29 protein-coding genes and 1 pseudogene are annotated in these 24,226 nt (G+C 70.9%); 14 read left to right on the top strand and 16 right to left on the bottom strand.

Annotation, left to right across the window (positions count from 1 at the left end; genetic code table 11):
• Nucleotides 1–9: 9 nt before the first annotated feature.
• On the top strand, nucleotides 10–1,170 hold the full coding sequence (locus tag HG542_RS07225) for an 8-amino-7-oxononanoate synthase (protein WP_171079234.1): 1,161 nt from the start codon (nucleotides 10–12) through the stop codon (nucleotides 1,168–1,170).
• A 16-nt stretch (nucleotides 1,171–1,186) separates the two neighbouring features.
• Here the strand turns inward: HG542_RS07225 and HG542_RS07220 are convergent, their stop codons facing one another.
• Both HG542_RS07220 and HG542_RS07215 read right to left on the bottom strand, forming a co-directional pair.
• Nucleotides 1,187–1,390 carry a DUF397 domain-containing protein gene (locus tag HG542_RS07220; protein WP_171079233.1) on the bottom strand — a complete coding sequence of 68 codons (204 nt, stop codon included), beginning with the start codon at nucleotides 1,388–1,390 and terminating at the stop codon, nucleotides 1,187–1,189.
• A gap of 10 nt (nucleotides 1,391–1,400) precedes the next feature.
• Nucleotides 1,401–2,279 carry a helix-turn-helix domain-containing protein gene (locus tag HG542_RS07215; RefSeq protein WP_171079232.1) on the bottom strand — a complete coding sequence of 293 codons (879 nt, stop codon included), beginning with the start codon at nucleotides 2,277–2,279 and terminating at the stop codon, nucleotides 1,401–1,403.
• A 278-nt stretch (nucleotides 2,280–2,557) separates the two neighbouring features.
• Here HG542_RS07215 and HG542_RS07210 point away from each other — a divergent pair, with 278 nt between their 5' ends.
• On the top strand, nucleotides 2,558–2,986 hold the full coding sequence (locus tag HG542_RS07210; RefSeq protein WP_171079231.1) for an ATP-binding protein: 429 nt from the start codon (nucleotides 2,558–2,560) through the stop codon (nucleotides 2,984–2,986).
• Between the two features lie 54 nt (nucleotides 2,987–3,040).
• Here HG542_RS07210 and HG542_RS07205 read toward each other — a convergent pair whose 3' ends face one another.
• The 3 genes from HG542_RS07205 to HG542_RS07195 all read right to left on the bottom strand — a co-directional run bounded on the left by HG542_RS07205 (nucleotide 3,041) and on the right by HG542_RS07195 (nucleotide 4,945).
• The gene (locus HG542_RS07205) at nucleotides 3,041–3,514 is read right to left on the bottom strand and encodes a C40 family peptidase (protein WP_171079230.1); all 474 of its coding nucleotides are present in this window, start codon (nucleotides 3,512–3,514) and stop codon (nucleotides 3,041–3,043) included.
• Nucleotides 3,515–3,989: 475 nt separating this feature from the next.
• Nucleotides 3,990–4,301 carry a hypothetical protein gene (locus tag HG542_RS07200; RefSeq protein WP_171079229.1) on the bottom strand — a complete coding sequence of 104 codons (312 nt, stop codon included), beginning with the start codon at nucleotides 4,299–4,301 and terminating at the stop codon, nucleotides 3,990–3,992.
• 5 nt (nucleotides 4,302–4,306) lie between these two features.
• Nucleotides 4,307–4,945 (bottom strand): ATP-dependent Clp protease proteolytic subunit, encoded by a 639-nt coding sequence (locus tag HG542_RS07195; RefSeq protein WP_171079228.1) that lies wholly within the window; start codon nucleotides 4,943–4,945, stop codon nucleotides 4,307–4,309.
• Nucleotides 4,946–5,029: 84 nt separating this feature from the next.
• Here HG542_RS07195 and HG542_RS07190 point away from each other — a divergent pair, with 84 nt between their 5' ends.
• The 8 genes from HG542_RS07190 (at nucleotide 5,030) to HG542_RS07155 (ending at nucleotide 11,834) form a co-directional block, all read left to right on the top strand.
• The gene (locus HG542_RS07190; RefSeq protein ID WP_171079227.1) at nucleotides 5,030–5,344 is read left to right on the top strand and encodes a type II toxin-antitoxin system Phd/YefM family antitoxin; all 315 of its coding nucleotides are present in this window, start codon (nucleotides 5,030–5,032) and stop codon (nucleotides 5,342–5,344) included.
• Between the two features lie 128 nt (nucleotides 5,345–5,472).
• Complete coding sequence (locus HG542_RS07185; protein WP_171079226.1) at nucleotides 5,473–5,775, top strand: urease subunit gamma; 303 nt, start codon at nucleotides 5,473–5,475, stop codon at nucleotides 5,773–5,775.
• Nucleotides 5,776–5,789: 14 nt separating this feature from the next.
• On the top strand, nucleotides 5,790–6,101 hold the full coding sequence (locus tag HG542_RS07180; protein WP_171079225.1) for an urease subunit beta: 312 nt from the start codon (nucleotides 5,790–5,792) through the stop codon (nucleotides 6,099–6,101).
• Between the two features lie 10 nt (nucleotides 6,102–6,111).
• Complete coding sequence (locus HG542_RS07175; protein ID WP_171079344.1) at nucleotides 6,112–7,833, top strand: urease subunit alpha; 1,722 nt, start codon at nucleotides 6,112–6,114, stop codon at nucleotides 7,831–7,833.
• Between the two features lie 17 nt (nucleotides 7,834–7,850).
• Nucleotides 7,851–8,570: an urease accessory protein UreF gene (locus HG542_RS07170; protein WP_171079224.1), complete on the top strand. Its 720-nt coding sequence runs from the start codon at nucleotides 7,851–7,853 to the stop codon at nucleotides 8,568–8,570.
• Between the two features lie 28 nt (nucleotides 8,571–8,598).
• Nucleotides 8,599–9,291 carry an urease accessory protein UreG gene (gene ureG, locus HG542_RS07165; RefSeq protein WP_171079223.1) on the top strand — a complete coding sequence of 231 codons (693 nt, stop codon included), beginning with the start codon at nucleotides 8,599–8,601 and terminating at the stop codon, nucleotides 9,289–9,291.
• Nucleotides 9,276–10,070: an urease accessory protein UreD gene (locus tag HG542_RS07160; protein ID WP_171079222.1), complete on the top strand. Its 795-nt coding sequence runs from the start codon at nucleotides 9,276–9,278 to the stop codon at nucleotides 10,068–10,070. The genes ureG and HG542_RS07160 overlap by 16 nt, the downstream gene beginning before the upstream one ends.
• A gap of 216 nt (nucleotides 10,071–10,286) precedes the next feature.
• Nucleotides 10,287–11,834, top strand: coding sequence for an alpha/beta hydrolase (locus HG542_RS07155; RefSeq protein ID WP_171079343.1), 1,548 nt, complete (start codon nucleotides 10,287–10,289; stop codon nucleotides 11,832–11,834).
• An 84-nt stretch (nucleotides 11,835–11,918) separates the two neighbouring features.
• Here HG542_RS07155 and HG542_RS07150 read toward each other — a convergent pair whose 3' ends face one another.
• The 3 genes from HG542_RS07150 to HG542_RS07140 all read right to left on the bottom strand — a co-directional run bounded on the left by HG542_RS07150 (nucleotide 11,919) and on the right by HG542_RS07140 (nucleotide 13,693).
• A complete protein-coding gene (locus HG542_RS07150; RefSeq protein ID WP_171079221.1) occupies nucleotides 11,919–12,380 on the bottom strand; it encodes a hypothetical protein in 462 nt (153 codons plus the stop codon).
• A gap of 32 nt (nucleotides 12,381–12,412) precedes the next feature.
• On the bottom strand, nucleotides 12,413–12,970 hold the full coding sequence (locus tag HG542_RS07145; RefSeq protein WP_171079220.1) for a hypothetical protein: 558 nt from the start codon (nucleotides 12,968–12,970) through the stop codon (nucleotides 12,413–12,415).
• A 327-nt stretch (nucleotides 12,971–13,297) separates the two neighbouring features.
• Nucleotides 13,298–13,693: a hypothetical protein gene (locus HG542_RS07140; RefSeq protein ID WP_171079219.1), complete on the bottom strand. Its 396-nt coding sequence runs from the start codon at nucleotides 13,691–13,693 to the stop codon at nucleotides 13,298–13,300.
• Nucleotides 13,694–14,166: 473 nt separating this feature from the next.
• Here HG542_RS07140 and HG542_RS07135 point away from each other — a divergent pair, with 473 nt between their 5' ends.
• Together HG542_RS07135 and HG542_RS07130 are read left to right on the top strand one after the other, a co-directional pair.
• On the top strand, nucleotides 14,167–15,576 hold the full coding sequence (locus tag HG542_RS07135; protein WP_229922598.1) for an NsdA family TPR-like regulatory protein: 1,410 nt from the start codon (nucleotides 14,167–14,169) through the stop codon (nucleotides 15,574–15,576).
• Between the two features lie 14 nt (nucleotides 15,577–15,590).
• A complete protein-coding gene (locus HG542_RS07130; RefSeq protein WP_229922597.1) occupies nucleotides 15,591–16,211 on the top strand; it encodes a 2'-5' RNA ligase family protein in 621 nt (206 codons plus the stop codon).
• A gap of 235 nt (nucleotides 16,212–16,446) precedes the next feature.
• Here HG542_RS07130 and HG542_RS07125 read toward each other — a convergent pair whose 3' ends face one another.
• The 3 genes from HG542_RS07125 to HG542_RS07115 form a co-directional block, all read right to left on the bottom strand.
• Nucleotides 16,447–17,664 carry a threonine synthase gene (locus HG542_RS07125; RefSeq protein WP_171079218.1) on the bottom strand — a complete coding sequence of 406 codons (1,218 nt, stop codon included), beginning with the start codon at nucleotides 17,662–17,664 and terminating at the stop codon, nucleotides 16,447–16,449.
• Nucleotides 17,665–17,923: 259 nt separating this feature from the next.
• On the bottom strand, nucleotides 17,924–18,082 hold the full coding sequence (locus HG542_RS36250; RefSeq protein WP_218039009.1) for a hypothetical protein: 159 nt from the start codon (nucleotides 18,080–18,082) through the stop codon (nucleotides 17,924–17,926).
• Nucleotides 18,083–18,122: 40 nt separating this feature from the next.
• A complete protein-coding gene (locus tag HG542_RS07115) occupies nucleotides 18,123–19,085 on the bottom strand; it encodes a quinone oxidoreductase family protein (protein ID WP_171079217.1) in 963 nt (320 codons plus the stop codon).
• 118 nt (nucleotides 19,086–19,203) lie between these two features.
• On the opposite strand from HG542_RS07115, the pseudogene HG542_RS34830 reads away from it, so the two are divergent.
• A pseudogene (locus tag HG542_RS34830) lies at nucleotides 19,204–19,597 on the top strand (transposase); the annotation flags it as partial.
• Between the two features lie 204 nt (nucleotides 19,598–19,801).
• A complete protein-coding gene (locus tag HG542_RS07105) occupies nucleotides 19,802–20,086 on the top strand; it encodes an antibiotic biosynthesis monooxygenase (RefSeq protein ID WP_171079215.1) in 285 nt (94 codons plus the stop codon).
• Between the two features lie 29 nt (nucleotides 20,087–20,115).
• On the opposite strand, the gene HG542_RS07100 is transcribed toward HG542_RS07105, so the two are convergent.
• The 5 genes from HG542_RS07100 to HG542_RS07080 form a co-directional block, all read right to left on the bottom strand.
• Nucleotides 20,116–20,793, bottom strand: coding sequence for a nitroreductase (locus HG542_RS07100; RefSeq protein WP_171079214.1), 678 nt, complete (start codon nucleotides 20,791–20,793; stop codon nucleotides 20,116–20,118).
• 39 nt (nucleotides 20,794–20,832) lie between these two features.
• Complete coding sequence (locus HG542_RS07095) at nucleotides 20,833–21,621, bottom strand: ABC transporter permease (RefSeq protein ID WP_171079213.1); 789 nt, start codon at nucleotides 21,619–21,621, stop codon at nucleotides 20,833–20,835.
• Nucleotides 21,618–22,613 carry an ATP-binding cassette domain-containing protein gene (locus tag HG542_RS07090; protein ID WP_171079340.1) on the bottom strand — a complete coding sequence of 332 codons (996 nt, stop codon included), beginning with the start codon at nucleotides 22,611–22,613 and terminating at the stop codon, nucleotides 21,618–21,620. The genes HG542_RS07095 and HG542_RS07090 overlap by 4 nt, the downstream gene beginning before the upstream one ends.
• Nucleotides 22,614–22,693: 80 nt before the next feature.
• Nucleotides 22,694–23,539: a DUF4097 family beta strand repeat-containing protein gene (locus tag HG542_RS07085; RefSeq protein WP_171079212.1), complete on the bottom strand. Its 846-nt coding sequence runs from the start codon at nucleotides 23,537–23,539 to the stop codon at nucleotides 22,694–22,696.
• Between the two features lie 92 nt (nucleotides 23,540–23,631).
• Entirely contained in the window at nucleotides 23,632–24,159 is a 528-nt protein-coding gene (locus HG542_RS07080) for a toxin-antitoxin system HicB family antitoxin (RefSeq protein ID WP_171079211.1), read from the bottom strand.
• Nucleotides 24,160–24,226 lie beyond the last annotated feature (67 nt).

Below are 24,226 nucleotides of genomic sequence, written 5' to 3'. Positions count from 1 at the left end.
AGGACGCACATGCACCGAGCAGAGCGGGACCCGTTCGACTGGATCGACGCCCGGCACGAGCGGCTGCGGGCCGCGGGGCTGGTGCGGACCCTGCGGCCCCGCCGGGCGGACGCGTCCCTCACCGACCTCGCGGGCAACGACTACCTGGGCCTGTCCCGGCACCCCGAGGTCACGGAGGCGGCGGCCGAGGCGGCCCGGGTGTGGGGCGCGGGCGCGACCGGCTCGCGGCTGGTGAGCGGCAGCACCGGGCTGCACGCCCGGCTGGAGGAGAGCCTGGCGGAGTTCTGCGGGTTCGAGGCGGCGCTGGTCTTCTCCTCCGGCTACGCCGCCAATCTGGCCGCCGTCACCGCGCTGTCCGGGCCCGTCGGCAGCGGCACCCTGCTGGTCTCGGACGAGGGCAACCACGCCTCGCTCATCGACGGCTGCCGGCTGGCGCGCGCGGAGAAGACGGTCGTCCCGCACGCGGACCCCGAGGCGGTCCGCAAGACCCTCGCCGCGCACGGCGGCCGAGCCCTCGCGATCACGGACTCCGTCTTCTCGGTGGACGGGGACGCGGCCCCGCTGTCCGCCCTCGCCGCGGTGTGCCGGGAGGCGGGCGCCGCCCTGCTCGTCGACGACGCGCACGGGCTCGGCGTCCTGGGCGAGGGCGGCCGGGGCGCGGTGCACGCGGCGGGGCTCGCGGGCGCGCCGGATGTCGTCACCACGGTCACCCTGTCGAAGTCGCTGGGCAGCCAGGGCGGTGCGGTGCTCGGCCCGGCCCGGGTCATCGCGCATCTCGTGAGCACCGCGCGCACCTTCATCTTCGACACCGGCCTCGCGCCCGCGGCGGCCGGCGCCGCGCTGGCCGCCCTCGGGGTGCTGCGCAGGGAGCCGGAACGCGCGCACCGCGTGCGGGCCGTGGCCCGGGAGCTCCACCGGCGGGTGACGGAGGCCGGGCTCAGGGCGGTGCGGCCGGATGCGGCGGTGGTGTCGGTGCAGGCCCCGTCGCCCGAGGCGGCGGTGCAGTGGGCGGCGGACTGCCGGGAGGCCGGGCTCGCGGTCGGCTGCTTCCGGCCGCCGTCCGTGCCCGACGGCATCTCGCGGCTGCGGCTGACGGCCCGGGCGGACCTGTCGGACGCGGCGGTCGCCCGGGCGGCCGGAACGGTCGTCGCGACTGCTCCGGCGGTCTGAATCTCCTTGGCGCTGCTCAGAGTTCGGGGAGGGCCCCGCGGCTCAGGCCCGTGACGAAGCGGGCCCAGGCGGCGGGGGTGAACAGCAGGGCGGGGCCCGTCGCCCGGTGCGCATCGCGCACGGCGAGGAGACCCGGGCCGATCGTGGCCGTTTCGACGCAGTTGTTCATTCCGGTGCTGTAGCTGCTGCGGTGCCAGTCCCAAGGGTCCGAAGGGCACATGTCGAACTCCTCACCCGCCGACGCCGATCCCGGCGATACCGGCGATGAAATCCAACGAGTTCTCGTGCGAGAGGGCGTGCGCCCGGAGCGTGGTGAAGGCGGAGCCGTACGCCCGGAGGTCTTCTTTCCGCTCCAGATAGAGGCTACTCGTCAAGTGGTCCAGAACAACCACGTCCAGATCGGCAATGCGCGGGAACGAGAAGATGACGAAAGGCCCGGTGATGCCGATATGGTTGGCCCGGGAGAACGGCAGCACATGCAGCCGCACATGCGGCAGTGAACCCGTGCGCAGCAAGTGCCGCAACTGCTCCGCCATGACCTCCGGTCCGCCGACCTCATGGCGCAGCACCGCCTCGTCGAGCACCGCGCACAACTCCAGCGGTTTCTCCCCGCGCAGCACCGACTGCCGCGCCAGCCGCACCTGCACCAGCTCCGCCACCCGCTGCTCCGGGGGATCGCCGAGCGCCGCCCGGGTCACGGCCCGCGCGTACGCCGCGGTCTGCAGCAGTCCGGGCACCACCGTCGTCTCCAGGGTGCGCGCCACGGACGCCTCCGACTCCAGGCTGATGAAGTCGAGATAGGCGGCCGGCAACCGGTCGCGGTAGGCGTACCACCAGCCGCGCCGGGCCCCCGCCGCATCCGCGGACCCCGAACCGCACAGCGCCCCCAGCAGTGCCCGCAGTTCGGGATCCGAGACGCGGTACGCATCCAGCAGCCGGGCCACGTCCGACGGCTTCACGCCACTGCTGCCCGTCTCGATCCGGCTCACCTTCGACTGGTGCCAGCCGACCGCCCCCGCGGCCTCCCGGCTGGTCATACCCGTCAGTTCGCGCTGGCGGCGCAGCTCGGCTCCGAGCTTGCGGCGGCGCACCGCGGGTCCGTATCGCATCAGCCTTCCCTCCCCGCGCCCGGCCGTGGCGGGACCTTCACGCCACGGTCACCGCGCTCTTCGTTCACATGCCGGAGTCACGGGACCAGTGTGATTCCAAATCCGGTCTCCCGTAGCAGAGTTCACCGCTTCGAGCGACAGATATATGCATATCCCGGTGGATCGCTCCCATCCCGGCCGTTATCAGTGGCAGGCTGTCACGGAGAGCCGCCGGTTCCGTTCCCGACTTCCCTGCACAATGCCGTCGGAGTCCGTCCCGGCGGGAAAGGGACAGCGCCATGGCAGACCACCAGGAAGCAACCGTCACTCTGCCGAGCGCCCCCGCCTCGGTCTCCACGGCCCGCCGCCATGTCGCGGACGTGCTCGCGGAATGGGGGCTCCCGGACGGCTCCGACGCCGCCTATGCGGTGCGGCTGATCGTCTCCGAACTCGTCACCAACGCCGTGCAGCACACCCGGGGCCTGTCGCCCACCTTCACGCTGGACCTCCGGCTGGAGCGGGAGGAGCAGCTGCGCATCGGCGTCACGGACGGTCATCCGCGCCACCCGCGGCGGCTGCCCGCGGCCGTCCAGCAGGACAACGGCCGGGGCATGGCCATCGTCCGCGCCCTCACCGCCGAGTGCGGCGGCGGGCTCTCCGTCACCCCCACCCCCGACGGGGGCAAGACGGTGTGGGTCCGCCTCCCGTGGACCGCGCCGGCCGCCTGAGCCGGGTGATCCGGATGTCCGGGGCGCGCCCGCGGTGCGCGCCCCGGAGTGCGGTCAGTCGTCGACCCGGCCGTACCAGACGCTCTTCGTCCAGATGTGTTCGAGGCGGACCACCGAGCCGGTGTGGGGAGCGTGCAGGATCCTGCCGCCCCCGACATAGATGCCGACGTGGTAGACGTAGCCGCCGCGATGGAAGAAGACCAGGTCCCCGGGTTCACGGACGGAAGCGGGAATGTGCTCCGTGCGGTTGTACTGGTCCTCGGCGGTGCGCGGCAGTTGTTTGCCGGCGTGTTTGAAGGAGTAGAGGGTCAGCCCCGAGCAGTCGAAGCGGTACGGTCCCGTCGCGCCCCACTGGTAGGGGGCGCCGGCTTTGGACTCCGCGATCCGCAGAGCCCGGTCGGAGATGGTCGAGGCGTCGGCCTTGTTGACGCCGCCGGGCAGGAACATCGTGGCTCCGACTGCGGCGAGGGTCAGGGCCGATGCGGTTTTGCCCCTCGACAGCCTTGAAGGACGTTTGTGCGCGCCCATGCCATACCCTTCGTCAGCCGCCTGTGAAGGATGACCTGTCGGGTTCGGGCAGGCGAAGAATGCCCGGCCGCCTGCGGCGGCTTCACCCCAAGGGACGGTCGCGCCGTCCCGTCGTGCTCGGGTCCTCCATCCCTGCCGGTGCACTCGTGTCGACCGGTCGCCCGGGCGGCGGCAGGGTTCGGCGTCCGCCCGGACCGCCCCGCCGTGGTGGCGGGGTCTTGTCGTCGGACGGATCTTGACGCAGTGGTGACGGACACGCCGAGCGGAAACCGTGCTATGTGAGCCTCGTCACCTCTGGGCAATTCCGGTGGACGCAGGGGGGTTTGACCATGGCGGGATTTCCGTGCTGAGTCCGCCACCTGCGGCGTGGTGACGACCGCGAGCGCGACATGCGCGCGGTGATCGGAATGATCACCGCCGCCCGTCTACGGTTCCCTACGCCGTCGGCGGGAAATGGGGTCCTGAAGGTTTTCGCTCATCCGCTCGCCCCTGCGGGCGGCAACATCACTTTCCGCGCCCGTCGTTCACCGTCCAGGACCCGCAACGCCTGTGCCAGCGTGCCCGAATGCACCTCACGTTCGCCCCGCTCGTACATCAGGGCGAGGGCGTCGCGCAGTCCGGTGGCCGCGACCACGAGCGTCTGCGCGGCTCGTAGCCCGCCGTACGTGTGGCGCGTGCGCGACGGATTGATCCGGCCGAGGAGATCCAGTACTTCCAGATAACGGTCCACGACTTCGCCCTCGGCCCGGGTGAGCGCGGGCAGCGGCGGCAGCTCCGGCGGCCACATGCGCCTCACCTGGCCCCGGGCCGCGCGGACTGCCGGCCACGGTTCACGACGACGTGGTCGACCAGGCCGTAGGCGACGGCGCCCACGGCGTCGAAGACGGTCGTGCGGTCGGTGTCCCGCCGGATCCGCTCCTCGCTCTGCCCGGTGTGCAGCGCCAGCATCGCCACCATGCTGTCACGGTGGCGCTGCAACTCCCCGGCGTGCAGGGCCAGATCGGAGGGCTGTCCCTGCACGGGCTCGGGAAGTCCGGGCTCGTGGACGACGAACCGCGCGTGCGGCAGCGCCAGTCGCAGCCCCGGGGTGCCGGCCGCGCACAGGACGGCCGCGGCCGCGCCGGCCTGGCCGAGGCAGACGGTCTCGATGTCGCAGGTGATGAAGCGCATCGTGTCGTAGACGGCGGAAAGGGCGGGGAAGGAGCCGCCGGGCGAGTTGATGTAAAGGGAGATGCTGCGCTCGGGCGCCGCGTGTTCGAGGTGCGTGAGCTGTGCGATCACGTCGTTGGCCGCCGTGTCGTCGACCGGCGTGCCGAGCATGACGATCCGCTCGGAGAGCAGCTTGGAATAGGGGTCGAACGTCCGCGTGCCGTCGCCCGTCCGCTCCGTGAACTCCGGCAGGACGTGGCGCGCTGTGGCGGGTCGGTGCATGGCATGCCTCCCTGGGGCCGGGCCCGGTCGGGCCCGTGCATCTGTAAAAAATGTACAGGACGTACACCACGTTAGAATGGGGGCATGGCCTACGAGATTCCTGTGACGCAAGCCCGCGCCGAGTTGGCGGAGCTGATCAACCGCGTCGTCTACGGCGGGGAGCGGGTGGTCGTCACGCGCCACGGGAAACCGCTCGTCGCCCTGGTCTCCGCCGCCGACCTGGAACGACTCGAGGAGAGCGAGCGCCTCGCGGAGGACGCCGCGCAGCCCGCCGCCGAGGAGCAGGTCATCAGCACGGTCTCCACCGTGCGGTCGCTGTCGTCCGCCGCGGGCGAACGCAGCCGCTTCGGCATCGCCGCCGAGCACCGCGACCCGGGCCGCGGCGGCTCCCGGCACTGAGCTCCGGGGCCCGGGTCCACGACCTGGCAAAGCGTCAGTTAACGCAGTGGAAAAGCTTGCGCCCTAATCTGCAATTCCCCGCTCCCGGGGGAAGGGCCCCAGGTCACCGCTGTGTTGAGGTGAGATACATGCAACTGACCCCGCACGAGCAGGAACGGCTGCTCCTCCATGTGGCCGCGGACGTCGCCGAGAGGCGCAGGGCGCGCGGGGTGCTCCTCAACCACCCCGAAGCAGTCGCGCTCATCACGGCCCACATCCTCGAAGGCGCCCGCGACGGGCGCACGGTCGCCGAACTCATGTCCTCCGGGCGCAAGGTCGTCACCCGTGACGAGGTGATGGAGGGCATACCCGAGATGATCCCCGACGTCCAGGTCGAGGCCACCTTCCCGGACGGGACGAAGCTCGTCACCGTCCACGAGCCCATCGCGTGACAGGGGGACGCACCGTGATACCCGGAGAAGTCCAGTACGCCGACGCCCCGGTACGGCTCAACGAGGGCCTGCACCGCACCCGGCTGACCGTGCTCAACGCCGCCGACCGGCCCGTCCAGGTCGGCTCCCACTACCACTTCGCCGAGGCCAACCCGGGCCTCGTCTTCGACCGGGCCGCCGCCCGCGGCAGGCGGCTGGACATCGCCGCCGGCACGGCCGTGCGGTTCGAGCCCGGCATCCCCGTCGAGGTCGGCCTCGTCCCCATCGGCGGCAAGCGCATCGTCCACGGCCTGCGCGGCGAGTGCGGGGGACCGCTCGATGTCTGAACCACCCGCCCTGCCGGAACTGCCGCGCGCCGCCTACGCCGCGCTCTACGGGCCCACCGCCGGCGACCGGATCCGGCTCGCCGACACCGATCTGTTCGTCGAGATCGAGGAGGACCGCTCCGGCGGCCCCGGCCACGCCGGGGACGAGGCGGTCTTCGGGGGCGGCAAGGTCGTCCGCGAGTCCATGGGCCAGTCCCGCACCACCCGCGCCGAGGGCGCCCCCGACACCGTCGTCACGGGCGCCGTCGTCCTCGACCACTGGGGCATAGTCAAGGCCGACGTCGGCATCCGCGACGGACGCATCACCGGCATCGGCAAGGCCGGCAACCCCGACACCATGGACGGCGTCCACCCCGACCTCGTCATCGGCCCCGAGACCGAGATCATCGCCGGCAACGGCAGAATCCTCACGGCCGGGGCCATCGACGCCCACGTCCACTTCATCTGCCCGCAGGCCGCCGAGGAGGCGCTCGCCTCCGGCGTCACCACCCTCGTCGGCGGCGGCACCGGCCCGGCCGAGGGCAGCAAGGCCACCACCGTCACCCCCGGCTCCTGGCACCTTGCCCGGATGTTCGACGCGCTGGAGGCCTACCCCGTCAACATCGGCCTGCTCGGCAAGGGCAACACCGTCTCCTACGACGCGATGCGCGCCCAACTGCGCGGCGGGGCCGTCGGATTCAAGATCCACGAGGACTGGGGGGCGACGCCCGCCGTCATCGACGCCTGCCTGCACGTGTGCGAGGAGAGCGGCGCCCAGCTCGCCATCCACACCGACACGCTCAACGAGGCGGGCTTCGTCGGCGACACCCTCGCCGCCATCGCGGGCCGCTCCATCCACGCGTACCACACCGAGGGCGCGGGCGGCGGGCACGCGCCCGACATCATCACGGTCGTCTCCGAGGCCAACGTCCTGCCCAGCTCCACCAACCCCACCCGGCCGCACACCGTCAACACCGTCGAGGAACACCTCGACATGCTGATGGTCTGCCACCACCTCAACCCCGCCGTACCGGAGGACCTCGCCTTCGCGGAGTCCCGCATCCGGCCCGGCACGATCGCGGCCGAGGACGTGCTGCACGACCTCGGCGCCATCTCGATCATCTCCTCGGACTCCCAGGCGATGGGCCGCATCGGCGAGGTGGTGCTGCGCACGTGGCAGACCGCCCACGTGATGAAGCGGCGGCGCGGGGCGCTGCCGGGGGACGGGGCGGCGGACAATCTGCGCGCACGGCGCTATGTCGCCAAATACACCATCAACCCGGCGGTGGCCCAGGGCCTCGACCATGAGATCGGCTCCGTGGAGACGGGCAAACTCGCCGATCTGGTGCTGTGGGAACCGGCGTTCTTCGGCGTCCGGCCGCAACTGGTCATCAAGGGCGGCCAGATCGCGTACGCGCAGATGGGCGACGCGAACGCGTCGATTCCCACGCCGCAGCCGATCCTGCCCCGCCCGATGTTCGGCGCCGTGGGCCGCGCCCCGGCCGCCAACTCGCTCAACTTCGTCACCCAGTGGGCCCTGGACGACGGCCTGCCGGAACGGCTGGGGCTGGACAAGCGGTTCGTCCCGATCCGGAGCACGCGGGGGGTGACCAAGGCGGACATGCGCAACAACGATGCACGACCGCGGGTGGAGGTGGATCCGGACACGTTCACGGTCACGATCGACGGCGACCCGGTGGATCCGGCGCCGGCGGTGGAACTGCCGATGGCGCAAAGGTACTTCCTGTTCTGATGGAAAAAACCTCGGACATGGCGCCCCGTAAGGGGCGCGGGGAACTGCGCGACCAGCCACAACGGACCCGCGCTGCACTGCTCATCCTGGCCGACGGCCGCTTCCCCGCCGGCGGCCACGCCCACTCCGGCGGAGCCGAAGCCGCCGTCAAGGCGGGCAGGTTGACGGACGCCGCGTCACTGGAGACGTTCTGCCGCGGCCGCCTGTGGACCGCAGGTCTCACGGCCGCAGGCATCTCGGCGGCCGCCGCCGCAGGGCTCGACCCTCTCGCCCTCGACGAGGCCGCCGACGCCCGCACCCCCTCGGCCGCCCTGCGCGCAGCAGCCCGCCGCCTGGGCCGTCAGATGATGCGGGCCGCCCGGGCCGCCTGGCCCTGCGCCGAACTGGACGCCCTCGCGGCGGCCCGTCCGCGCGGCGTCCACCAGCCCGTCGTGCTCGGCGCAGCCGCCCGCGCCGCCGGGCTGGGGCCGTCCGACGCGGCGTACGCCGCCGCGTACGAGGCCGTGAGCGGCCCTGCCACGGCGGCCGTGCGGCTGCTCGGCCTCGACCCCTTCCAGGCGACCGCCGTCCTCGCCCGCCTCGCGCCCGAGCTCGACGACGTCGCAACCCGGGCCGCGGAGGCCGCCGTTCGCGCGGGTTACGAGGGCATCGGCGTCCTCCCCGCGGGCTCCGCCCCGCTGCTCGACATCACCGCGGAGCAGCACGCGGGCTGGCCCGTACGTCTCTTCGCCTCGTGACCACCGTCCACCGTCCCTCGGAGGAAACGTGCATCTCGACCACTCGGACGACCTCTACCCCCAACGCCACACGTACAGCGCAGCGACCCCGCTGCGCCCCGACGGCACCCGCCGGGCGCTGCGGATCGGGCTCGGCGGGCCCGTCGGCTCCGGCAAGACCGCGACCGTCGCCGCCCTGTGCCGGGCCCTGCGCGACGAGTTGTCCATAGCCGTCGTCACGAACGACATCTACACGCGCGAGGACGCCGAGTTCCTGCTGCGCGAGGCGGTGCTGCCGCCCGAGCGCATCACCGCGGTCGAGACCGGCGCCTGCCCGCACACCGCCATCCGCGACGACATCTCCGCCAACCTGGAGGCCGTCGAGGAACTGGAGGACACGGTCGGTCCGCTGGACCTGGTCCTGGTCGAGTCCGGCGGCGACAACCTCACCGCCACCTTCTCCAAGGGGCTCGTCGACGCGCAGATCTTCGTCATCGACGTCGCCGGGGGCGACGACATCCCCCGCAAGGGCGGTCCCGGTGTCACCACCGCCGACCTGCTCGTGATCAACAAGACCGACCTCGCGCCGTACGTCGGCTCGGATCTGGAGGTCATGGCCCGCGATGCCGAGGCCCAACGGGGCGGCCTGCCCGTCGCGTTCACGGCGCTCACCGCGGAGGACGGCGTCGGCCCGGTACGGGACTGGGTGCGCGGCAAGCTCGCCGCATGGACGGCCGCGTGACCGCGACCGTCACCGCGGGCGTGGTGGCCGCGGCCCGGATCGTCGCCGCACCGGACGGCCGCGGCGGCACCGCCCTGCCCGTCCTCGCGGGGCAGGGCCCGTTCGCCCTGCGCCGCACGGGCGTCCGCGGCCCGGAGGCGCGGGTGGCGCTCGTCGGTGCCATGAGCGCCCCGCTCGGCGGCGACCGGCTGACGCTGACCGCGGAGGTGGAGGACGGGGCCGCGCTGCGCTTCGCCACGACGGCCGCGACGATCGCCCTGCCGGGCCGCACCGGTGCCCCGGCCACGTACGACACCTCCCTCCGCGTCGGCGACGGCGCCGTCCTGCACTGGCTCCCCGAACCGCTGATCTCCGCGCGCGGCAGCGACCTGCGGACGGCCACCCGGGCCGAACTCGCCGCCGGCGCCCGGCTGGTGCTGCGCGAGGAACAGGTCCTCGGCCGCACGGGCGAGCCGCCGGGCCGGCTCGTCTCCCGGCTGACGGTGCGCCGCGCCGGGCGCCCGCTCTTCGACCAGGAGCTGGCCTACGGGCCCGGCGTGCCGGGCTGGGACGGCGGTGCGGTGCTGGGCGGGCACCGGGCCGTGGGCCAACTCGTCGTCGTCGATCCGGCCTTCGAGCACCGCCCGGCCGAGCCCCGGGTGCTCGGGGGGACGGCGGTGCTGACCCCGCTCGCCGGACCGGCGGTGGCCGTCGGCGCGGTGGCGCCGGATGCGCTGGCTCTGCGGAAACTTCTGGATTCGCTGCTCTCGTACATCAGTGGGGTGGTAAAGGTGATTTGAGGAGTTCGGGGGCAAGAGAGGCTGTATATGGCATCTCTTGTGACGTCATCTTTACGGATTAGTAAAGAACGCTCGCACACCCTGTCGTTTGTGGCAAGGGAAGCGAAAGGATCCCCCTGACCTTCGTGATCAACGCCGCAGTCGACCGAGCGGCGTAGCCAGCAGGGGGAGTCCCACGTGAGACGTCAAGCGATATTCGGTGCGGCCGGCACCGTGATGACCGGCGCCCTTGTCGCCGGTTTCCTGGCCGCGCCCGCGGCCAGCGCCGACAGCCGGGTGCCGGGCGGGGCCGCAGAGGCCCGCGGCGCGCGGATCGCCGCCGAGCGCGCGGCCGCGGCCGGCATCAAGTGGCAGGACTGCCCTGCCTCCTGGGGCCTGGAGAAGCCCATCGAGTGCGGTTTCGTCACCGTGCCCGTCGACTACGCCAAGCCGAACGGCCGCACCATCAAGATCGCGGTGGACCGGGCGCGCGCCACCGGCACCGCGAGCGAGCACCAGGGCTCCCTCGTCTACAACCCGGGCGGCCCCGGCGGCTCCGGCATGAAGTTCCCGCGCAAGGTGACGACCAAGAACCCGCTGTACGCGAAGACGTCGAAGGCCTACGACTTCGTCGGCTTCGACCCGCGCGGCGTGGGCCACTCCGCCCCCATCTCCTGCGTCGACCCGCAGGAGTGGGTCAAGGCCCCCAAGGCCGACCCGGTGCCGGGCAGCGAGGCCGACAAGCGCGCCCAGCGCAAGCTCGCCAAGGAGTACGCCGACGGCTGCTACGAGCGCAGCGGCGATCTCCTGCCGTACCTCACCACGCCGAACACCGTCCGCGACATCGACGTCATCCGGGCCGCCCTCGGCGAGAAGAAGCTCAACTACCTGGGCGTCTCCTACGGCACGTACATCGGCGCCGTCTACGGCACCCTCTTCCCGACGCACGTCCGCCGCCTCATAGTCGACAGCGTCGTCAACCCGGCGCAGGACAACATCTGGTACCAGGCCAACCTGGAGCAGGACGTCGCCTTCGAGGGCCGCTTCAAGGACTGGGAGACCTGGGTCGCCAAGCACGACTCCGTCTTCCACATCGGCGACACGGCGGAGAAGGTCCAGGAGCAGTGGCTGAAGCTGCGGGCCACCGCCAAGAAGAACCCCATCGGCGGGGTCGTCGGCCCGGCCGAGCTGATCAACTACTTCCAGAGCGCGGCGTACTACGACTCCTCGTGGGTCCCGGTCGCCCAGAACTGGCAGAAGTACCGCGCGGGCGACGAGAAGGCGCTCGTCGAGGCGGCCGGCCCGGACCTGGCCAACACCGCGGGCAACATCGCCTCGGAGAACAGCAACGCCGTCTACACGGCCGTCGAGTGCGCCGATGCCAAGTGGCCCACCAGCTGGGCCAAGTGGGACCGGGACAACACCCGCGTCAACCGCAAGGCCCCGTTCATGACGTGGTCCAACGCGTGGATGAACCTGCCCTGCGCCACGTGGAAGACGCCGCAGCAGAACCCGGTCGAGGTCACGACCCACAAGGGCCTGCCCAAGACCCTCATCGTCCAGTCCACCCGTGACGCCGCCACGCCGTACGCCGGCGCGGTCGAGCTCCACAAGCGCTTCCGCGGCTCGGAGCTGATCACGGAGCAGGGCGCGGGTTCGCACGGTGTGACGGGCCTGGTCAACCCCTGCATCAACGAGCGGGTCGACGCCTACCTGCTCACGGGCAAGACGGACGGCAAGGACGTGACGTGCACCCCGCACGCCACGCCGGAGCCGCCGAAGTAGCCTGCGGCTTGCGCAGTCGGTAGTCGGTGCCCCGGTCCGGAAGGACCGGGGCACTGATCATTTCCGCTGCAGGAGTGTCAGATGTCAGGTGCTCAACAGGCGGTTGAAGAACGATCGGTAGCGGCGCAGGGCCATGCGCAGGTCCTCGGTGTCCACCTGCCCGCCCTTGCTCCACTGGCCTTCCAGTTCGTGTTTGTGGTCGGCGAAGGTGGTGGCGAGGGTCTGCATGACGTCGGCGACCAGGGAGTCGGCTGCGTGCACGGCGTCCCTCGGCTCGTCCACGAACGTGCTCTGGATCTCCCGCCAGCGCTTGCGGTATCCCTCCTCGTCCTCTTCCGCCAGCAGACGTGGAGACTCCTCCTCCCTCTCCTCCTCGGGGGCCGCGGCCTCGGGCGTCCGGCTTCCGGTGTCTTCGGTCGCTTCGGTCACTTCGGTCGCTTCGCCGGGGAAGACCGGCGCCTCCTCGCGCGCCGCGGAGGGCTGGGCGAGGTCCTCGGTGGAAAGACCGCTTTCCTCGCGGTCCGGTATGTCGTTTTCGCTGGGCATGGCTTTCTCCGGCCAGGCGTGAGCGGGCGGGTTCAGGTACGGGCGTGCCTGGCCCGGCCGCCGTTGGCGAGCAGTTCGTCGAACAGGGCCCGGTAGTGGACCATTGCGCCCCGTAGCTGCTCGGTGGTGGCTTTGCCGCCGGCGGTGAGCGTCTCCACCTCATGAGCCGCGCGATAGTGCTCAAGGGTGCGCCCATGCTCCACGGACAGGTCCTTGAGCTGCTGCTCGAACCCTTCCGTGGGGTAGCCGCGCTCGTTCATCAGCGAGGCCACCAGGCGGTCGGCGTCGTGAACGGCCTGCTCGGGCCGGTCCACGAACTCCTGCTGGACACCGCTCCATTCCTGGGCGTACCGGTTGCGCGAGCTGTCCGGCAGCGGTTTGATGTCCAGCTCGTCGTGGTGCTTCTCGCGGGCCCTGAGCTCACGCTCACCGGCCAGCCGGCCACCGGTTTGTTCCACGGTCCGGTCGTACTCCGGACCGAAGCGCTCGCGCAGCCGGCGACGCCGGATCATCAGCGCCGCCGCCACTGCGACCAGGGCCAGCACCACCACGATGGGGATGATGATTGCCAGAAGGGTCCCTGTGGACATGGGGCGACCTCCTCAGTCAGGTGAGGTAATTCCAGTTTAGGAGGCTCGGGCTCCGATGGGGCGCGGTCTCGCCCCTGTCAAGGTGTGATGGCACAGGGTCGAACGTCGGTGACCCCGGGTGACGGTGGTCGACGCGATCAGGCCCCGCGAGGACCGGACTCGGTCACCGGTTCCGTGGAGGTTGGTGACCGTGGAGCGGTACGAGCCGGTACCGTCGCATGCAGTCGGGGCAGGCGTAGATCTTTCTGGCTGCTTGGTCGCCCTCGACGATGTCGATCGCCGTGGTTTCGATCGCCGGCTTCTTGCACCAGGCGCAGTGCTTGGCCATCACCCCTGTCCCTGCCGGTGCTTGGACTTGCCGATGAGGACGCGGACCTTCATCGGGTCGCACAGCATGCGGCTGTCGTCGGGGGCGGGCAGGAGCCAGTAGGCGCCGGGTGGTTCCCTGCGGGTGGGGGCGGGAACTCCGAGGTAGTTGACGGGGTGATCGGCGCCGATGCACTGGGTGCCGGGCTCTGACCAGTCCCGTGATGTGCGGGGCGGCACGAGCAGGAAGTACCGGGCCTGCGTACGGGAGACGATGACGGCGCTGGTGATGCCGACCGCAAGGAAGTGATCCTGGATCCCGGCCTGGTCTTTGATGCCGTGAATGCCACGTTCCACCACCCCGGAGGGGAGCTGGACGACGTCGAAGTGCAGGCCGACCTGCAACGTGGCGGTCATGCCTCTTGCCCAGGACTCGCGGGCGTCGCTCGGACGGGTCTCCCGCGAAACGAGCCAGAGGGCTGCGGCACCGCCGGACACGCGGGGGTCAATGGGTTGGGCCGAGTACGTCACGTGAATGCCTTCGTTTGCTGACAGGTGGCAGGGGCATGCGCAGTGCCTGTCCGCTCGGGATCAGGTAACCGAGGCCCGCGTGGGGCCTTCTGGCGCCTCACCACCGTCCCAATTCGCGCTGTTCGCGTCACGGGCAGCAGAGTCCAAGGATTCTGGACAGCACGGCATACTCCTGACCTGCGGCGAGGAGCATCTCTGGACGGAGAACCGGTCCGCAACCACCCTCGCCCTGCCTGAAGTCGCGCATCTTGCCAGGGCGTGGCGGCTACCGTGTGGGCATCCATCACGTCACAGGGATGCCTATGCTTCCTCGCTCCAGTGCCGGGTCCAAGCCCGAGCGCGACCGGTTGCGTCACGAGATGACGGTCATCGGATGCCCCCGGGCGGAGATCGCATCCGAGATGCGTGCACGCTTCGCCTTCAGGCCCCGTGAAGCCTGGCGGCACGCCTTCGGCTGGACGCTGCAGGAGACCGCCGACCGCATCAACGAAGCAGGAGCCGGTGGCAAGGGGGCCGTCGCGGCCGATGCCAGCCTGGTAGGCAAGTGGGAGAAGTGGCCGGGCCCGTCCGGGCGACGTCCCACCATCGCCGTCCTGGCTGCTCTGAGCGAGATGTACGAGTGCAGTATCGACCAGCTCCTTGACCTCGACGACCGCAAGGCGATGCCGGAGACGGAGCGCCGGGTCCTCACCCGGGCGATGGATCGGTCAACGGCAGCCAACCACCCGGAGCCGGTGTCGGCACTGCGGTTGGAGTCGACCGGCAGCCAACTCCTCCACATCGCAGCGAAGGAGTCTGCGAACTGGGCAACGTGGGCCGAGGCAACAAACGTCGGCGACATCGCCGTTGAGCAGCTCATGGCGGATGCCCGCGCCCTCTCCGAGGACTACCTCACCGGAGATCCAGCACATGTCTTCATGGAGACCCGAAAACTCCGCAACCGTACCTTCAGCCTGCTCCAAGGACGACAGCATCCCAGGCAGACCGGAGATCTCTATGTGGTGGCCGGGTACCTCTGCGCCATGCTCGCCTGGATGTCCAGCGACCTCGGCCAACTCCGCTATGCCGAAACCCACGGGCGCACTGCATGGCTGTGCGCCGAACTGGCCGGGCACACGGAGCTGAGCGCTTGGGTGCTCTCCACCCGATCGAAGACCGCCTTCTGGGACGGTCGGCTTCGTGACGCCATCAGTCACGCCCGATGTGGCAGCGCACGCCGCCCGCAGGGCACCGTAGCCGTGCTCCTGGCCTCTCAGGAGGCTGACGCCTGGGCAGAACTCGGGGCGATCGACGAAGCCCGGAGCGCACTTGCCCGTGCCAATGACGCACGCGAACACATCAGAGGTGAGGACGAGATCGGCGGCCTGTTCTCCTGTCCGGAAGCCCGGCGCGCCAATTACGCAGCCGCGGTCCTCACACGGGCCGGTGATGCCCATCGCGCCCTGGAAGAAGCTGATCACGCGCTCCAGAGCCAGCCGGCTCACTCCTACGGCACCAGCGCCCAGATCCACATCGCGCGCGCGTCCGCCTTCCTGCTGCTCGAATCGCCAGACGGCACCGCGGATGCGGTCGCTCCCGTGTTGTCGCTGGCACCAGAACATCGGCTCGAACCGGTCATGCACCGCATGCGGGAGCTGTCGTCCACAGTGGCCCGCTCCTGCTGCTCCCGGGCGCGACCGGCCGTACGGCTCCGGGAAGAGATCGGTGCTTGGTGCGAGGCGACGGCACCGCGGCTTATCGCCCTCTCGCCGGACCGCGGCTCCGACTGATTGGATGACAGGTCATGAGCACTCAACCAGAGACCATGGCCAACCACTGGTGGTGGAGGTCGGGTTGGCGGCCTGGGCGACGCTTCTACACCTGGCACTTCACCTTCCAGGGCGCCGCGGAGGTTCACCGGCTCGCCGAGACTTATCGTAAAGGCCTGGCCGAAGTGCAGGGACTCGACCTGGTGCCGGACCGGTGGCTGCACCTCACGATGCAGGGCCTTGGCTTCGTGGACGAGGTTCCGGAGAAGGAGGCACGAGCCATCGTCGATGCAGCCACTGCGCGTCTGCGCGCTGTACCGGCCTTTCACTTGCTGCTCGATCGACCTGACATCACGCCCGAGGCCATCCGGTGGGAGGCTTCGCCGAGCCGGCAGCCCGCAGACGTGCGAACGGCGATCCGCGCCGCCATTGCGGATGTATGGCCCCAAGTACCAGAAACTGCACATGGCTTCGCCCCTCACGTCTCTATTGCATACAGCAACTCCCGAGGTCCTGTTGCACCGGTGGCCGAAGCGCTTGGCCGCGTCGACGCCGAACCGGCACGAGCCCATATCGACAGTGTCGAGCTGATCGTGCTCAACCGGGACCACCGCATGTACGAGTGGGAGCGCTTCGCAAAGGTGCCGCTCGGCTGAACACCTGTATCCGTACGGACGTCTCGTGCAAGAGCCGGGGCCAGTGTCGTGGCTCGGCGTGCCTTGCCGGGCTCGTTCGGGGTTCCTGACACCGGAATGATTGATTCCGGTGATTGCTGGATGGCATATCGGTAGAAAGTGGGTGAAGCGCGGGGCCTCTTTTGAGCTTCCGGTGGCAAAAACCCCGGAGGGCACCGGTGGAGCGGCGTACAGCCGTCTCGTCCACCAGGCCCCCTCACTCACCGATCCCCGCCGCCCGCAACCGCCCCCGTACAGCGGTCCACTCCGGTGACACCGGCTCGCTGCGCTCCTTGCCGACGCCCCGGTCCTTGAACCCGCTGGACGTCGACACGCAGACCACCGGCCCGTCGAAGGCCTCGTCGGCACAGGCCCGCAGCCCCGCCAGGCCGGCGGACGCCGAGAGTTCCGCCCACAGACCGGCGTGGGCCAGCTCCGTCTGGGCGGCGTGGAGTTGTTCGTCCGTGAGCAGCACCGGACGGCCACCGCTGTTGCGGACCGCGAGGACGCCGCGGTAGCCGTTCACCGAGCAGCCGATGCCGTACGCGTCCGTGGCGCCGACATCCACATGCGCCGCCGGCAGGCCCTGGCGCAGGGCGGCGGCCAGTGGTCCGCCCGCGGCGGGTTCGCAGGCGAACAGCCGGGGGACCCGGTCCGTCACCCCGAGGCGGTGCAGTTCGGCGAAGCCCTTGCCGATCCCGAAGAGCAGCTCGCCGTAACCGGTCGGGACGAAGACGGCTGCGGGGGCGCCCAGTTCCGCGTGGATCTCGTACGCAATCGTCTTGTAGCCCTCCGGACCGAACGCGTGGCCGGTATGGGTGCGGGTCACATTGCTGACGGGCTGCAGCCCGAAGTGCTCGGCGATCCGTCGGGTGAGCGGCCAGCGTGCCTCGGTCGGCACGGGCAGCACGACGGCGCCGTATGCGCGCAGGAAGGTGTCCATCGCCTGCGGGAGGCCGGTGGAGGTGAGGACGACGCAGCGCAGCCCGGCCCGCGCCGCGAACGCCGCGGCGGAGGCGCCGTGGTTGCCGGACGACGCGACGACGACACCGGGTGCGCCGCACGCCACGGCGGCGCTGACCGTGCACCGGTTGAGGCGGTCCTTGTGACTCCAAGTAGGGTTGCGGGACTCGTCCTTGACGAAAACCCCGGGCCCGAGCTCCACCAACGGCGTGCCGCCCTCGCCGAGTCCGGGGGCGGCGAGCGGCGGGAGGAGCGGGGCCCAGCGGTCGAGGCCGGTACGCGGGGGCCGACCGTCGAAGAGGTCGGCAGGTACGTGCTCGTATGCGTAGTCCACCTCGACCGGATACGCGACCTCATCCGTGCTGCTCTTCGGGCAGCCGCTGGTCAGCGGGGGCCATAGTGGGTAACGGAGGGCAGGATCGCCCAGCGAGCGCTGGGCGGTGGCCAACGAGGCGGCCGGGTCGGTCGTCATGGGCCGATGGTAGGCGCGGTGGGCGCGATGGGCGGCAGGGCCTCCTGGAGCCTGTCTGACAAATAGTCATCCGGCTGGTGCGCGGAGCCATAATCCCGGTTACAGCACTGCCAGAGGTCAGGACTGTGCGGGCACCGTGCGGCAGAGTGCAGGCGGACCCGGCTCTCGCCGATGCCCTGCATGTGGCGGATGCCTGCGGCGATCTGCTCCTGCCACTGCCCCAGCAGCTCGGCCAGCTCGGCGGCGACCGCCCGCGCTGCTACGGTGGCCGGTCCCAGCTCGGAGAGGGCCACGCGCCCTGCGCACGGTAGCGGGCGACGACCCTGTCACGCCACTGGTGCCAGGCGTCCCGGGAGGTGAGGGTGCCCAGTTCGGGCTGCTGGTCGTCGATCACCCGGGCCGCCTCATGGCGGGCCACGGCCGGCAGCAGTTCGTCCTTCCCGCCGGGGAAGTAGCGGTCACGGTAGGAGCAGCAGCTTGCCGGTGGTGCGCCGGGACTCGATGTCCGCGTGGGCCCGGGCCGCCTCGGCGAGCGGGTAGCGGCCGGTGATCCGCGGGATCAGCCGCCCTTCCAGGACCATGTCGAATACCTCGCCGGCGCGCCGCACCAGGGCCTCGCGGGTGGCGACGTGGTGGTGCACCACCGGATACGTCAGCAGGATGCTGTTGGGCAGGTCGGTGGGCCGCAGCGTCGGGACTCCCATGAAGGGGCCGTAGTAGGCGTGCACCCCGTGCGGGCGCAAGGCCGACTGCGAGGAGGCGAACGTGTCGGCACCGCCGCCGTCGTAGACGACGTCCGCACCGCGGCCGCCGGTCAGCTCCCGGACCTGCTCCTCGAACCCGCCGCCGGAGTGGACCAGCACGTGGTCGGCGCCGGCCTCCCGGGCGACGCCGGCCTTCTCCGGGCGGGAGACCAGGCCGATCACGTTCCCGCCGCGGGCCTTGACCATCTGCGTGAGCAGCAGGCCCACCCCGCCGGCCGCCGCGTGCACCACGGCCGTGTCGCCCGGGCCGACGGGGTAGGCCTCGGTGCTCAGGTGGTTGGCGGTCAGGCCCTGCATCAGCACGGCGGCCGCTGTCTCGTCCGACACCCCGTCGGGCACCTTGACCAGCGAGTCCGCCGGGATGGTGAGCAACTCGGCGTAGCTGCCCGGGTGGTAGAACCAGGCGACCCGGTCGCCGACGGCCAGGTCGTGCACGCCCGCGCCGAGGGCGGTGACGTAGCCCATGCCCTCGGCGCCCAGGACAACGGGGGCCGCCCAGCCGGGCCCACCCTGCGCCCGGGCACCTGTGTCCATGTAGTTCACCCCCGCCGCGCCCAGGCGCACCAGCGCCTCGCCGGTGCCGGGGGTCGGGTCCGGCAACTCGCTCCACCGCATGACCTCAGGGCCGCCGTGCTCCTCGATCCGAATCGCGTGCATGGGATGACGCCTTCCTGCGAGCTCGTCTTTGAGGGAATGATCAGCACGCTAGGCCGCTGAAAATGGACCAGCAAGTCCAAACTCGGGCTCGGACCGGCAAGTTGACCGGCCCCCATGGTGGCGTGATCTCCCGGAGAGATACGGGCCGTGGCAGACCGTCTGCGAGCGGGTTCGCCCGCTGGGAGGCGGACGGCACCTGGGCGAACCCTCTGGAGCACGTCCAGGTCCGCGAGGATGCGGCGGGCCAGGTGGAGTGGGCCGTCGCCGTCGACTTCACGGTCAACCGAGCTCACCAGCACGCCGCCGACGCCCGCAAAAGGGGGCCGCATACAGGGATGAACTGATAGATCGGAGCCGCTCGCAGACGCGCCAGGCCCTGGCTGGTCGCGAGGAGGGCTGACCGCCAAGGTCCACCTCGCCGCGGCTGGCCGGGGCCTGCCGTTGTCACCGTGCTCACGCCCGGCAACGTCGACGACGCCACCGCCTTCGACGAACTCGCCGACCGCCACCGCGCCGGAGTGGTCCTGGCGTCCCTCATCCTCTGGCTTCGCGCACCGGCCGGATGACCATTTGTCAGACAGGCTCTGGTGCCCTGAACCCCTCGTGCGCGCCGCCCATGATGTGCTTCCTCTCACACCCGGCGATCTGTACGCCCCCGTATATGCGGGTCTAGCCTCGCCCTATACGCCACCGTATATGCGAGAGGGGGCGACGGTATGACCGTCGGCTTCGTTGCCTTCCATTACCCGCGACCCGAATACGCCGAGGAGTTCATCGGCCGCGTGCGCAAGGCCTGTGCGTTCGTGGGCTCCAGGCCGGGCGGCATGGCGGCCGAATGCTGGGTCACGGCCGACGGCGAAGCGGTCGTGACGACCGGGCGGTTCGCGTCGGAGGAGGCGCTGAAGGCGGCGTTCGTCGCCGCCCGTGATGCGGGCGTCATCACCGAATGCGATGAACGCGAACACCGACCCCGCGAGTTCTTCACTCTGCTCCCCGGGTAACGGGGAAGGCGGGCGGCCCCCGCAAACGGTCAGCCTCGGATGAAGCTCACCGTTTCGCTCAGGTCCGCCCGCCCGGTGCGCAGCCGCGGTGCGCCCTCCTTCTCGAACCCCACCGAGAGGCCGCAGAACAGTACGGGCCCGTCATCGGCTCCGGTTCCGGCTCCCACCGTCCGGCCGACGGTCTTGCGGTACATGGTCCACATCACCTGGGGGCAGCTGTGCAGCCCTTCCGCCCTCAGCAGCAGCATGACCGTCTGCAAGTACATCCCCGCGTCAGCCCACTGTCCGGGCCCCATCGTCCGGTCGAGGTAGCAGAACAGGACGACGGGCGCCCCGAACGCCTCCGAGTTCAAGGCGGCGATTGTCTTCGGCCTTTCGGGGTCGTCGCGGTCGATGCCCAGCGCTTCGTACCGCTGGGCGGCCGCGGCGGCGAAACGGTCCAGATATGGCGGGGCCAATTCGGCCGGGTACATCGGGTACTCCCGCTCATCACCCGGATCTCCCGCCAGTGCCCTGGCCGTTGCGCGCCGCTTCAGGTCGGCCAAGGGCTCACCGGTCACGACGTATATGTGCCAGGGCTGGAGGTTCCCGCTCGACGGCGCCTGTGCCGCTGCAGTCAGCACTCGCTCGAGTACCTCCTCGGGCACCGGCTCCTCGCTGAACGCCCGCACGGCCCTGCGGCTTTCCACGGCCTCATACACGTCCATGTCTTCCCGCCCTCTCGCTCGACCGGGCCCCTACCGTATTCAGCGCTTCGTCGTGCTGTTGAACAGCGACCGCGACCAGATGTAGCCGACGACGGTGATGCCCGCGCACCAAGCCAGTGAGATCCAGCCGTTGTTGCCGATCGCCGAGCCGGTGAGCAGGCCCCGCAGTGCCTCCGTCATCGGCGTGAACGGCTGGTACTCCGCGAACCAGCGCAGGCCCGGCGACATCGACTGGGCCGGGACGAACGCGGAGCCCAGGAACGGCAGGAACTGGATCAGCAGCGGCTTGTTGCTCGCGGACTCGACCGTCTTGGAGATGAGGCCGAGCGCCACCGACAGCCAGGTCACCGCGAAGGCGATCGCCGCGAGGAGGCCGGCCGCGGCCAGCCACTCCAAGGGTGTTGCCCCGGAGCGGAAGCCGACGGCCAGTGCGACGCCCACGACCGGGATCATGCACACCATCGTCTGGATGACGCTCCCGAGGACATGCCCCGTCATGAACGACGAACGCGTGATGTTCATGGTGCGGAAGCGGTTGATGATGCCCTCGGTCATGTCGGAGCAGACCGCGATCGACGTCGACATCGAGCCGGCGGCCACGCCCATGACGATGATGCCGGGCGTCAGATAGTTCACATACGCGTCCCGGCCGCCGCCTCCCGGGAGTCCCGCGCCGATCGAGCCCCCGAAGGCGTACGCGAACAGCAGCAGCATCAGGATCGGCATCATGGCGCTGCCGAGTCCCACCGAGGGGTAGCGGATCGCATGCTTGAGGTTGCGCCGCAGCATCGTCGTCGAGTCGTGCACGGCGTAGGTGAGAGTGCTCATCGCTGGGTCTCCTCGGCGGGAAGCGGGGTACCGGTGCCGGTGCCGTGGCCGGTCAGGGCCAGGAACACGTCGTCGAGATCGGGGGTGTGCACGGAGAAGTCGGCGGCCCGGATGCCCGCGGCGTCGAGCCGGTCGAGCAGGGCGCGCAGCGCGTCGATGCCGCCGTCGCCCGCCACGCGCAGGGCGAGGTTCTCGTCGTCCCGGGTCGCACCCGGGAAGGCGGCCGTCGCGAGCAGGTACTCGACGGAGTCGGTGAACCGCAGCCGTACGTGGCTGCCCGGGATCTGCGCCTTGAGCTCCTCGGCCGTTCCCTCGGCCACGATCCGGCCGCCGTCGAGCACGGCGATCCGGTCCGCCAACTGGTCGGCCTCCTCCAGGTATTGCGTGGTGAGGAAGACGGTGGTGCCGCCCGCGACCAGCGAGCGCACCGTCTCCCACATGGTGCGGCGGCTGCGCGGGTCGAGCCCGGTCGTCGGCTCGTCCAGGAAGATCACCTGGGGGTCGCCGACCAGCGTCATGGCGATGTCGAGCCGGCGCCGCATACCGCCGGAGAAGGTCGCGGCCCGGTTCCTCGCCACGTCCGCGATGTCGAACCGCTCCAGCAACTCCTTGGCCCGGAAGCGCCCTTCGCGCTTGCCGAGGCGCAGCAGGTCGGCCATGAGGAGCAGGTTCTCCTCGGCGGTGAGCAGGTCGTCGAGCGCGGCGAACTGCCCGGTGACGCCGATCGCGGCGCGCACCCCGTCCGGTGCCGTGGCGATGTCGTGGCCCGCGACCTGGGCCTGTCCGCCGTCGGCGGCGACGAGGGTGGACAGGATCTGCACGGTGGTCGTCTTGCCGGCGCCGTTCGGTCCGAGCAGTGCGAAGACCGTGCCGGCCGGGATGCGCAGATCGATGCCGTCGAGGACGGTCTTGTCGCCGTACGACTTGCGCAGGCCGATCGCGGAGACGGCGGCGGGCGGTTGCGGATCGCCGCTCCGATTTGGTGTGGGCATGACAGAAGTGCGCATGGGTCCTCCCGTTCGAGGGGTGGAGTCGGTCGAGTCGGCTGGGGGATTGTTCGTGGGGCGGACGCTCAGGACCGGGCGCGGCGGATGTCGATGTTGCCGTAGCGGGTGCGGGCCCGGACCTGGACGGTGTCCTCGGTCTCCGTCGGCGCCTGGGACGCGGTGAGGGTGTTGCGCACCTGCCCGTGACCGGAGGTGGCGTCGAGCCAGGCGGCGGTGCCTTCGCGGATGCCGACCTCGATCGCGCCGTACGACGTCTCCAACTGGACGGTCCCGCGGGCGGCTTCGGCCACCCGCAGAGTGCCGTGGGCGGTCGTGGCGGTGACCGATCCCTCGGCGCACGCGATGTCGATGTCGCCGTTCGCGCCGCTCACCCGCAGCTCGCCCGACGCGGTGCCGACGGTCGTGGTGCCGTGCGAGTTCTTCAGGACGGCGGATCCGGCGACGGTGCCGACGCGCATGCTGCCGGAGCTGGTGGTGATCTCGGCTGCGCCCTCGATGTGCTCGACGCTGATCGAACCGTGGGAGGCGGTCAGTTGGAGGGGGCCGGTGGTGTCGAGGCGGACGTCGCCCGAGGAGGTCTTCACGCGGACGTCGCCGAGGCGGCCCTCGCCGAGGACCTGGACCCAGGCGCCGGTGGTGTCGACACGCGAACCGGTGGGCAGTTCGACCGTCACGTCGACGACACCGGCGCGGCCGACGAGGTGGCGCTGCTTGGGCGTCTTGATGGTCAGGGTGCCGCCGCCGCAGGTGACCTCCGTCTGTTCGGCGGCGCGTACGTCGCGGTCCTGGCCGGGGTCGCGGGGGCGTACGTCGACGACGGTGTCGGTGCGGTCCCCGGCGGTGAACCGGATGGAGCCTGCGTAGACGAAGGCGGTGGCGGAGATCGGTTCCGGGGTGGCGAAAGAAGGCATGGCGGTCCCGTCCTGTTGGGTCTCATGCTCGTCCCCGGTCACGGTGGGGACGTGGTGTGGGTGAAGTCGTGCGGTGGGTGGGACGCGCGGGGCTAGCGCACCCAGCCCGTGAAGCTCTGTCCGATGGTGCGGGCCGTCTGTGTCGCACGCGGGCGGGTGCCGCCTTCGGTCGCGGCCGATACGGCGCGTACGAGCCAGGCGTTGACCGACAGGCCCTCGCGGCTCGCGGCCTCCTCGACGCGGGACTTGAGGTGGGCCGGCAGGCGCAGGTTGACGCGGGCGGTGCCGCTCTCCTCGCCCTCGGCGGGCGGTGCGGGCGGCGGTGCGAGCGGTTCGGCGGGCGCGGCGGCCACCGCCTGCGCGGGGCCGGCGTCCGCGGGCGGCGGGGTGACGACGAAGTCGGGGTCCAGTCCGCGCAGCCGTACGTCGACCGAGCCGGGGGCGAGTTCGCGGGTGATCTCGTCCATCGCGGCGGAGAGCACGTTGAGCATCGTCAGACGGGTCGCCGACTCCAGCGGGGCGGTCAGCCGCTCGGCCAGCTCGCGGGCATCGTCCCCGCCGGCTTCGGCGGCCACCGCCAGCTCCCGGCGCAGAGTGTCGACATAGGGCGTGAGGTCCATGACGGAAATAATGGCACCACAATGGCGCCATACGCAAGTCCGGTGGCGCTATGTGTGCGGCGGCCTG

The sequence above is a fragment of the Streptomyces morookaense genome (genome assembly GCF_013030945.1).
Taxonomy (GTDB): domain Bacteria; phylum Actinomycetota; class Actinomycetes; order Streptomycetales; family Streptomycetaceae; genus Streptomyces; species Streptomyces morookaensis.
The sequence above is the reverse complement of the archived record's forward strand: the minus strand, read 5'-3'. Positions and strand labels throughout refer to the sequence as shown.

What these genes read in the sequence shown, in the direction of transcription:
- HG542_RS07115 (WP_171079217.1), bottom strand. Translation starts at nt 19,085, where the DNA reads ATGCACGCGATTCGGATCGAGGAGCACGGCGGCCCTGAGGTCATGCGG.
- HG542_RS07190 (WP_171079227.1), top strand. Translation starts at nt 5,030, where the DNA reads ATGGCCTACGAGATTCCTGTGACGCAAGCCCGCGCCGAGTTGGCGGAG.
- HG542_RS07090 (WP_171079340.1), bottom strand. Translation starts at nt 22,613, where the DNA reads ATGCCCACACCAAATCGGAGCGGCGATCCGCAACCGCCCGCCGCCGTC.
- HG542_RS07170 (WP_171079224.1), top strand. Translation starts at nt 7,851, where the DNA reads ATGGCGCCCCGTAAGGGGCGCGGGGAACTGCGCGACCAGCCACAACGG.
- HG542_RS07085 (WP_171079212.1), bottom strand. Translation starts at nt 23,539, where the DNA reads ATGCCTTCTTTCGCCACCCCGGAACCGATCTCCGCCACCGCCTTCGTC.
- HG542_RS07160 (WP_171079222.1), top strand. Translation starts at nt 9,276, where the DNA reads ATGGACGGCCGCGTGACCGCGACCGTCACCGCGGGCGTGGTGGCCGCG.
- HG542_RS07140 (WP_171079219.1), bottom strand. Translation starts at nt 13,693, where the DNA reads ATGACCGCCACGTTGCAGGTCGGCCTGCACTTCGACGTCGTCCAGCTC.
- HG542_RS07205 (WP_171079230.1), bottom strand. Translation starts at nt 3,514, where the DNA reads ATGGGCGCGCACAAACGTCCTTCAAGGCTGTCGAGGGGCAAAACCGCA.
- HG542_RS07220 (WP_171079233.1), bottom strand. Translation starts at nt 1,390, where the DNA reads ATGTGCCCTTCGGACCCTTGGGACTGGCACCGCAGCAGCTACAGCACC.
- HG542_RS07130 (WP_229922597.1), top strand. Translation starts at nt 15,591, where the DNA reads ATGAGCACTCAACCAGAGACCATGGCCAACCACTGGTGGTGGAGGTCG.
- HG542_RS07185 (WP_171079226.1), top strand. Translation starts at nt 5,473, where the DNA reads ATGCAACTGACCCCGCACGAGCAGGAACGGCTGCTCCTCCATGTGGCC.
- HG542_RS07125 (WP_171079218.1), bottom strand. Translation starts at nt 17,664, where the DNA reads ATGACGACCGACCCGGCCGCCTCGTTGGCCACCGCCCAGCGCTCGCTG.
- HG542_RS07210 (WP_171079231.1), top strand. Translation starts at nt 2,558, where the DNA reads ATGGCAGACCACCAGGAAGCAACCGTCACTCTGCCGAGCGCCCCCGCC.
- HG542_RS07225 (WP_171079234.1), top strand. Translation starts at nt 10, where the DNA reads ATGCACCGAGCAGAGCGGGACCCGTTCGACTGGATCGACGCCCGGCAC.
- HG542_RS07200 (WP_171079229.1), bottom strand. Translation starts at nt 4,301, where the DNA reads ATGTGGCCGCCGGAGCTGCCGCCGCTGCCCGCGCTCACCCGGGCCGAG.
- HG542_RS07155 (WP_171079343.1), top strand. Translation starts at nt 10,287, where the DNA reads ATGACCGGCGCCCTTGTCGCCGGTTTCCTGGCCGCGCCCGCGGCCAGC.
- HG542_RS07145 (WP_171079220.1), bottom strand. Translation starts at nt 12,970, where the DNA reads ATGTCCACAGGGACCCTTCTGGCAATCATCATCCCCATCGTGGTGGTG.
- HG542_RS07080 (WP_171079211.1), bottom strand. Translation starts at nt 24,159, where the DNA reads ATGGACCTCACGCCCTATGTCGACACTCTGCGCCGGGAGCTGGCGGTG.
- HG542_RS07135 (WP_229922598.1), top strand. Translation starts at nt 14,167, where the DNA reads ATGACGGTCATCGGATGCCCCCGGGCGGAGATCGCATCCGAGATGCGT.
- HG542_RS07105 (WP_171079215.1), top strand. Translation starts at nt 19,802, where the DNA reads ATGACCGTCGGCTTCGTTGCCTTCCATTACCCGCGACCCGAATACGCC.
- HG542_RS07150 (WP_171079221.1), bottom strand. Translation starts at nt 12,380, where the DNA reads ATGCCCAGCGAAAACGACATACCGGACCGCGAGGAAAGCGGTCTTTCC.
- HG542_RS07100 (WP_171079214.1), bottom strand. Translation starts at nt 20,793, where the DNA reads ATGGACGTGTATGAGGCCGTGGAAAGCCGCAGGGCCGTGCGGGCGTTC.
- HG542_RS07095 (WP_171079213.1), bottom strand. Translation starts at nt 21,621, where the DNA reads ATGAGCACTCTCACCTACGCCGTGCACGACTCGACGACGATGCTGCGG.
- HG542_RS07215 (WP_171079232.1), bottom strand. Translation starts at nt 2,279, where the DNA reads ATGCGATACGGACCCGCGGTGCGCCGCCGCAAGCTCGGAGCCGAGCTG.
- HG542_RS07195 (WP_171079228.1), bottom strand. Translation starts at nt 4,945, where the DNA reads ATGCACCGACCCGCCACAGCGCGCCACGTCCTGCCGGAGTTCACGGAG.